The organism is Sutterella sp., assembly GCF_052272535.1.
Lineage (GTDB): Bacteria > Pseudomonadota > Gammaproteobacteria > Burkholderiales > Burkholderiaceae_F > Sutterella.
The window spans coordinates 1-7,893 of sequence record NZ_DAVZJY010000110.1 but is presented as its reverse complement, the minus strand read 5'-3'; the positions used below and the strand labels follow the sequence as shown (position 1 = coordinate 7,893).

4 protein-coding genes are annotated in these 7,893 nt (G+C 62.2%); 1 reads left to right on the top strand and 3 read right to left on the bottom strand.

Translation table 11 applies throughout. The features are described 5' to 3' along the window. Window positions 1-179 precede the first annotated feature (179 nt). The 3 genes from ACT6Y9_RS06785 to ACT6Y9_RS06775 all read right to left on the bottom strand — a co-directional run bounded on the left by ACT6Y9_RS06785 (window position 180) and on the right by ACT6Y9_RS06775 (window position 6,250). Window positions 180-2,345: a GmrSD restriction endonuclease domain-containing protein gene (locus ACT6Y9_RS06785; RefSeq protein WP_443743968.1), complete on the bottom strand. Its 2,166-nt coding sequence runs from the start codon at window positions 2,343-2,345 to the stop codon at window positions 180-182. Then, window positions 2,338-3,987, bottom strand: a complete 1,650-nt coding sequence (locus tag ACT6Y9_RS06780) for a DUF262 domain-containing protein (protein WP_443743967.1) — start codon at window positions 3,985-3,987, stop codon at window positions 2,338-2,340. The genes ACT6Y9_RS06785 and ACT6Y9_RS06780 overlap by 8 nt, the downstream gene beginning before the upstream one ends. Window positions 3,988-4,342: 355 nt before the next feature. Then, window positions 4,343-6,250: an NAD(+) synthase gene (locus tag ACT6Y9_RS06775; protein WP_443743966.1), complete on the bottom strand. Its 1,908-nt coding sequence runs from the start codon at window positions 6,248-6,250 to the stop codon at window positions 4,343-4,345. 185 nt (window positions 6,251-6,435) lie between these two features. Between ACT6Y9_RS06775 and ACT6Y9_RS06770 the strand changes: the two genes are divergently transcribed. Next, window positions 6,436-7,863, top strand: coding sequence for a C69 family dipeptidase (locus tag ACT6Y9_RS06770; protein ID WP_443743965.1), 1,428 nt, complete (start codon window positions 6,436-6,438; stop codon window positions 7,861-7,863). Window positions 7,864-7,893 lie beyond the last annotated feature (30 nt).

The window sequence follows — 7,893 nt, the reverse complement described above, 5'->3', positions numbered from 1 at the left end:
CGCCCTCCCTGAAACCCTCCCGCACTCGCCGCCGTGAGGCTCGGGAGGATCAGCCCCGCATCGAGGCGACACCTACCCACATGTATGCACGAAGCCTCGAAAGTTGATGTCATGACTACCTCTTCACGGCATCAACTTTCAGGATTCAGGCTAGAGCGTAGGTCCGCCAGTGCAGCACATCACCCGAATGAAAATTCGCCGATGTAGGAAGCCCAGAGCTTTGTGAGTCCTTCAACATGGTGCCCGTCCAGATTCGGGAACTGCTGACTGAGTACGGCGAGCCAAAGGAGTTTAGGCGTCGGATTAGACATGCGCTTAAGCACCAGCTCCGCCTTGCCGGCGGGCGCGCCGTTGCCTAGGGATGAATTGTCGCTCTCATTGATGAGCGCGAGGTTGCCAAAGCCATGTCGGCGAAGCAACTCTTCGCCGGCGGCGTCAGCATCCTTCCCAAGATCAGCACGGTTGCGGGCCAGCCAATGCTCGATGTCGCTTCGGGCAACGATGCGCAGCGTCTGGGCCTTTTCTTCGAAGGCCGTCCAATTGAATGCTCGGAAGGCACGGGCCAGTTCAGTCTCCTCTGGGGACTGAGCCTTCTCTGCAAAAGCATCCATAGCATGCTTCAGAGCAGCAAAAGGGCGGTTTCCGCCAGTGTGACCGTCGACCCAGAGCACATAGTCCGTCAGGAAAAGATCAAACTGAGAGAGGGTGCCGTCGTGGTAATGCCACCCGGGCGCAGCGGCTTCAACGGCGGCTTGCGCAGCCAGCAACTGGGCCTGAGCTTGGTTTTCTGAGGGTGTTTCTGCTGTCAGTTTAAATACGCCTTCGGCTCCTCGGGCTTGACCGGCTTCTGCGGCGCGGTAGGCCCAGGCGAGCAGCCGAAGCTGAGCAATCTTGCGGATCTTCGCAAATTCGGGCTTTTTCATGACGAGGAAAGCTTCTGGGCTGTCGGGCAGTTTGCCGTCGGTGCCGAGACTCATTTCCAGCGCTGTCGCCGAAAGCACGAGAAGCCAGTATTGCCCCGAAGCGCTGAAGCCGCCTGCGGCCATAAAAGTCTGAATCAGCTGATTGAAAGCATTGGGGGCGCTTTCAAATGCCTCATTCTCTCCCTGACGATAGCGTCCCCAGGCGCCAACCGTCTGAAGGACAAGCGAGAGCGCTCCCATCAGGCGCCATACATCGGCTGTGCCGGGCGCCTCGGCCTGCACAATATGATCGAACCGGCTGTCAAAGTTCGTGGTCGCCAGCGCTTCGTAGGTGGGCAGCGGGCCGTTTCCGTCAGCGGCGGTTCTGGCCTTGTCATACTTGAAAAGCTCATTGGCGATGACGAGCATGTTCATCATGTCAATCGGCGGAACAAATTCTTCTCGGCTCTCCTCATCAGCCGCTGGGGGCTGATCCGTTTCGCTCTCGAGCGGCTTGTCGGTCCGTCCTTTTTTGTCACCCGATTCGAGCGGCATTTCGCCTGCGCCGGCAATAATCTCATCAATCGTCAGCGCGGCGGAGATCGGCGTGTCATCGGTTGCATTCTTGGAACCCGATGGAGAGACTTGGCCCGATTGCCACCCCGTCAGGTCGTAGCCTTTGGCAGCTTCAGTCGGGGAAACCAGACGCTCATCGGTGCTACGCCAGAGATGCGTAAACAACGCTCGGCCGAAGCGGTCCTTTTCGCTGAACCGCGACAGCAAACGCGACTTCAGAATGTCGAGTGCTGAGAGCTGCTGCCCGCGCATATTGATGATTTCAAACATGGCGGGCGCTTCGTTTTCGACCTTGTCGGAGAGCGGTATCACGACGCGTCGAATGCTCACGCGATCGTGAATGCACGCTTCAAAAGCCCTGAGAAAGGCCTGCGTCGCCAAATCTTTCCGCAGCCCCTGGCGCTCGATGAATTCGGTGAGTGCACCGGCAATGCGGTTCCTTTGTTCTGTGCAGGCCGGCAGCGGACTCTCGCAACTCGCTTCCATGCCGCTCAAGTACCGGTAGGCCGATATGATTCGCTTATGCTTCTCGTTTGCCGGTCGATCGAGCCGGCGGCTGATTTCCTCGAGCAGGAGGTCAATCGTCGTGAGCCGCTGCTGACCGTCCAGAATGGAGAAAACGCCGGGCGTCTCCTGATCGCAGACGATTGTGCCGAGCGAATAGGTGCTCTGAATATCGGGACTGCGGTAGAAGTCCAGCAGATCCTGCATCAGCTGCGACACCTGCACGGAAGTCCAAGCATAAGGCCGCTGATAGACCGGAATGACGTAGCGCGCCTGATCGATTCCGAGGGAACCTATGCTGAGACTTTTCGAAGAAAAGCGCTGGGTACGGGCAGCAGGCGTTTGGGCTGCGGTGTTATTCATGGTCGGAAGCCTCATCCGTCGTGTTTTGCTCAGTGACTGCTTCAGTTGCCTCGAGAGTGGCCTCCATATCATAGGCAAGCCGATAGCGCTGACTCCGACTCGGATTGCCGATGTAGGGCTCCATCGCGTCCGGCGTTGTTGCCTGAAGCAGTGAGCGTTTGCATGCAGCAGGCGTTGCTGAACGGTGCGGCAGAAAAATGAGATTCGTTCGTGCGTTCCAGTAACGCAGGCATCGCAGCAGCGCGGCTTTGCCGAGCCGGTCAAATGCCCCCGGGATCTGCTTATCTGCATTGCGAAGCCGATTGAGAAAGCGGGCAAAATGGCGGGCAAATGTGCGGAATTCAGCATCCGCTGCGAGCGCAGCGGCAAGGGCTTGTGAAGAGAAGCCGCTCTTAAAAGCCGTGCGCGGAGCAAAGCGGTCAGTCCACGCAATGAGCGCAAGCCGGAGGATGAGCCTCTGGTCATTATTGAGATTTAAGCCGCTCGCAGGATTGAAAGCCGTTTGCTCGAGCTCGTCGAGCGCTTCGTCTATGCGCCGGTACTGGTCGAGCATCCGGAAGAAGCCTATGCCGGTCTGAACGGGTTCAAGCAAGTCAAAGAGGTGCTGGTTGGTCGATGCGGATAGTTTCCCGTCAACGATTCGGTCTCGCCGATGAGTGCCGATGATGCCTTTGAGCAGGTCGGCATTTTGAGGAATATTGGCGCATTCCGGCCAAGGCGCAATGTCGCATCGCATCAGAAGCGCCGGGATGACATGAGCTTCAACGGCGTTTTTCCGTTGTGCGAGTCTGACGGCAGCAGCCTTCGAAGCTTCGTCATCGTGCGTTTCGCGGTTGGATTCGCTCGGCGGCGATTCATTGAAAGCACTCCAGATGCGCCGAATTTCCGTTTGACGATCCGGCGCCGTTTCGAACCGCATGTGATAAGCCTTGAGGATGTCGAGGAGTGACATCGGCAGTCCGCGGTTGTTTTCGCCCTGAAAGTATTGTTCGGCCTCCTTGAGGCTCTGGAGTACGTTGACGGCAAGCCGTCCGGAGAGGAGGATGTAGCGAAAGCGCTGGAGATCGCGCAGGAGCGTTTCTTCGTAAAAGCTCAGTGCTTCGGCGTTCAGTGCGTCGTCGAGCTCCGCGTCAGCTTCAAGCTGCCGATATTCCCTGTCAAGGGCGAAATAGATTTGACGAATCTGCCGCAGGGTTGCGGGTTCCTGATAAAGAAACGCTCGCTTCCAGACGAGATCCCGCCCCATGATCCAGGCGATATTTGCGCCATATTGCCGGAGGACAGCTGCCTTGCTCCGCATAGCGCGTTCATAGAGAACGTGGGCCAGAATCATGAGGCTCGTGAGCCGCTGCTGGCCGTCAAGAAGCGCCATGTCGTGAGCATGCTCGGGACTGTCGCTGTCGCGAAGCGGCATGATGCAGATGGCTCCCAGATAGTATTCATCCTCTTCGCGATATTGCTCTTCGTCAGGCGAATATCGAAGCTCGTCGATATCGTCAAGAATCTTCTGAATATCGCTTAAGGACCAGCAGTATGGGCGCTGAAAGTCTGGGAAAACGATGTGTTTGATCCAGTTTCTTCCCGGACGGTCAAATGAGCGTTTGATGACCCCGGCCACTGAGCTGCTTTCGATGATCTGCATGGCTGGCTTTTTTCTAAAACTGCTTGGGATTGTAGATGCTTGAGCAAGCATCCACAAGGGACTTGATTAATAGCTCAGATCGACCTATGTCGTCAAATTACCTTCTTAATTATTTGCGTGAATTTCTCTCAGACAGGTACACTCGGCGCTCGGGGCGGAGCTGAATATTTCCTTCCGAGCGCCTGTTGAGCGTCGCCGGGGTCAGTCCTTTTCAGGCGGCGTCAGAGCCGATTCCGGCGTCTGAGTCTGAGCGGCAAGCATAGCCTCCCGCTCAAGCGTTTTCTTGTTCTTCGAACCCTTCGGGCGGCCGGGCTTGCGCTTCGACGCTCCGGCCTTCCCGACAGCGGCGGCGCAGCTACTCGACGCCGCCGAGGTCGGAGGGGAGCCGGAGATCACCGCGCGGGGAGAGCGCGACGGAGCCGATCTTCGGGCCGTCGGGCATGCTGCTCCGCTTGTACTGCTGCGCATAGAAGCGCCGGAAGAAGATCTCTGCTACGCGCTCGATCTCCTCGGGAGGCGTGCCGGGAAACGCGGTCTTGGCGAGCCGGACGATCTTCGCGCGCGCGAAGCCGTTCCTCATCAAATGGAAGAGGAAGAAGTCGTGAAGCGCGTAGGGCCCGATTGTGCCTTCGGTCGACTGGATGCGGCCGGCCGCGTCGGGCGGCAGAAGCTCGGGGCTGATTTCGGTCGAGACGATCGCGTCGAGGATGGGCTTGAGCTCCGCATGCTCGATTCCGACCGTCTCGACGAGGTGCTTAACGAGCGTCTTCGGCACGCCCGCATTCACGGCGTACATCGACATATGGTCGCCGTTGAAGGTCGCCCAGCCGAGCGCGAGCTCGCTCATGTCGGAGGTGCCGAGCACGAGGCCGCCCTCGGCGTTCGCGACGTCCATCAGAATCTGCGTGCGCTCGCGCGCCTGCGCGTTTTCAAAGACGACGTCGTAGCGGTCCTCCGGGTGGCCGATGTCGCGGAAGTGCTGCAGGCAGGCCGGACGCACGTCGATCGTGCGCGACGTAACGCCGAGCGCCCGCATGAGCGCAGCGGCGCTCTCCTTGGTCTTCGCCGACGTGCCGAACCCCGGCATCGAGATGCCGATGATGTCGGCCGGATCGCGCCCGAGGGCGTCGAACGCCTCGCGCGCGACGAGAAGCGCAAGCGTGCTGTCCAACCCCCCGGAGACGCCGATCACGAGGCGGCGGATGCCGGTCTTTTGAAGCCGCTCGGAGAGCCCCGCGGCCTGCATGCGCAGGATTTCGCGGCAACGCTCGACCCGCCTGCCGCTCGACTTCGGCACGAACGGCATCGGCTCAACCGCGTCGGGCCAGAGCGCGCGCTTCGCGGCGGGGGTTGGGAGCGCCCGGACGCGCCGGTAGTCGCCCGGCCGGACGCCGGCGCCCTCCTGCGCGGTGCGCAAGCGCACCCGCTCGAGCTCGATGCGCTCTAGGTCAACCACCGCCGAGACGAGCGCCGGCCGCCAGATGGATTCGGCGGCGATGCGTCCGCCCGCGGCGATGAGGAGGTGCCCACTCCAGACCAGATCGGTCGTGCTTTCTCCGGGGCCCGACGATGCGTAGGCGTAGGCGCAGAGCGAGCGCGCCGAAGCGAGCCGCACGAGGTCGCGGCGGAAGGCGGACTTGCCCGTCGTTTCATTCGACGCGGACAGGTTTGCGACGACGTTCGCGCCCGCCGCGGCCGCGCCCACGCCCGGAGGCGTGCCGACCCAGAGGTCCTCGCAGATTTCGGCGGCGACGCGCAGACCGCTCTCGGACTCGACGATGAGGTCGGTGCCGAAGGGCGCGCGCATGCCGCAGAGCTCAACCTCGGTCGAGACGGCCTCTGAGGCGGGCGAAAACCACCGCGCCTCGTAGAACTCCTGGTAGTTCGGGAGAAAGCTCTTCGGCACGACCGCGAGAAGGCGCCCGGCCTGCATGAAGAGCGCGCAGTTGAAGAGCCGGCCGTCCGCGCGCACGGGCGCGCCCGCGAGGATGATCGTCTCGGGGGCGGCGGTGCGCGACGCCTCGAAAAGCTCCGGGAGCGCCTCATCGACCGCGCCGAGGAGTCCCGCGCGAAGAAGGAGGTCGCCCGCGGTGTAGCCCGTGAGGGCGAGCTCGGGGAGCACGAGCAGGTCCGCGTCCGTCCGGCCCGCCTCCTCGAAGAGGGGCCGCATCGTGGCGGCGTTCTTCCCCGGCTCCCCGGGTCGCGTTCTGAAGCAGCCCGCGGCGATCCTCACGAAGCCCGTGGTGTTCGAACCGATGCGCATGAGATGCGACTCCTTTTGATGATGTTCTCCCGAAATTCTAGCGGGCGCGGCTCGCGCATCCGCGGATCTCCCAAGAGCGGGAACGTCTTGGAGCCGATACACTCGGGGACGCCCGCTTCCGCACGCGGCCCTCTGAGGCCCGATGCGGATCCAACAACATTTTGAATTCGGGGAGTACTGCAAGCATGTGCACCAGTCTCGTTGTCAGCGAAAACGCAACCGCCGACGGCTCCTTCATCGTCGCCCGCAGTGCGGACAGCGCCGCCCTCAAGGCCCAGCACTTCGTGATCCATCCGGCCGTGAAGGGCCAGAAGGGCCTCTACAGCACGAAGGCCCACGGGGGCGTGAACGACTTCACCTATCCGCTCCCCGAAGAGTCGCTGCGCTACACGACCGTTCCGAACTGGAAGACCGGGCTCCACGGCGCCGTGGGCTTCAACGAAGCGGGCCTTGGCCTCACGGGCACCGAGTCGATCTTCGCGAGCGAGGCCGCCCTCGCCGTCGACCCGTACGTGAAGGAAACGGGCATCACCGAGGACGACATCGCCGACGTGCTTCTCTCGCGTTGCCGCACGGCGCGCGAGGGCGCAAAGCTCCTCGGCGAGATCATCGAAACCCAGGGTGCTGGCGAAGGCTTCGGCGTCGCCTTCGTCGACGAGACCGAGGTCTGGTACCTTGAGACGGGCTCGGGCCACCAGTGGCTCGCCCAGCGCACGCCCAAGGACCAGTACTTCGCCTCCGGCAATCAGGGGCGCTTCCAGGACTACGACCCGGCCTCGCCCGACATGATGGCCTCGAAGACCCTCGTGTCGTTTGCCGAAGAAAAGGGCCTCTACGATCCGAAGGATGGCCCCTTCAACTTCTCGAAGGCCTATACGCGCGACGACGACCGCGACCGCATCTACAACGACCCGCGCGTCTGGGTGATGCAGAAGCACTTCAACCCGTCGCTCGAGCAGGCCCCCGACGCGGGCCGCAGCTTCCCCGTCTACCTCACCCCGGAGAAGAAGGCGACCGTCGAGGACGCCAAGGCGATGATGCGCGAGCACTTCGCCGGCACCGAGCACGACCCGTACGAGTACGGTCTGCGCGGCGACGAGCCGTGGCGTCCGATCAGCGTCTTCCGCACCTACGAGGCGCACGTGATGCACGTCCGTCCGTGGCTGCCCAAGGAGATCGGCGAGGTGATCTACATCGCCATGGGCATGGCCGACCTGTCGGTGTTCCTGCCCTTCTACGCCGGCCTCACCCGCGTGCCGGACTCCTGGGGCCGCGGCACCGCCGACTGCGACGCCGAGTCGGCCTACTGGAAGTTCCGCCGCGTGCAGACGCTCGCCATGACGGACTACGCCAAGCTCGCCCCGATCGTGCGTGAAGCCTACGCCGCCTTCGAAGCGGCGACCTCCGAGGCGCAGAAGGCGATGGAGGAGGAGTACCTCGCGCTCCTCGAGAGCGACCACGAGGCCGCCCGCGCGAAGCTCGACGCCTTCAACCTCAAGGTGCTCGCCGACGGCGAGGCGTTGGCCGAAAAGCTCCTCAACCGCCTCTTCACGATCCGCACGGCGGACATCGAAGCCCTCGTTCCGGCGAAGAACCGCAAGAACAAGGACTGACCGAAGCCTGAATGCGGTGCGGCCGGAAGG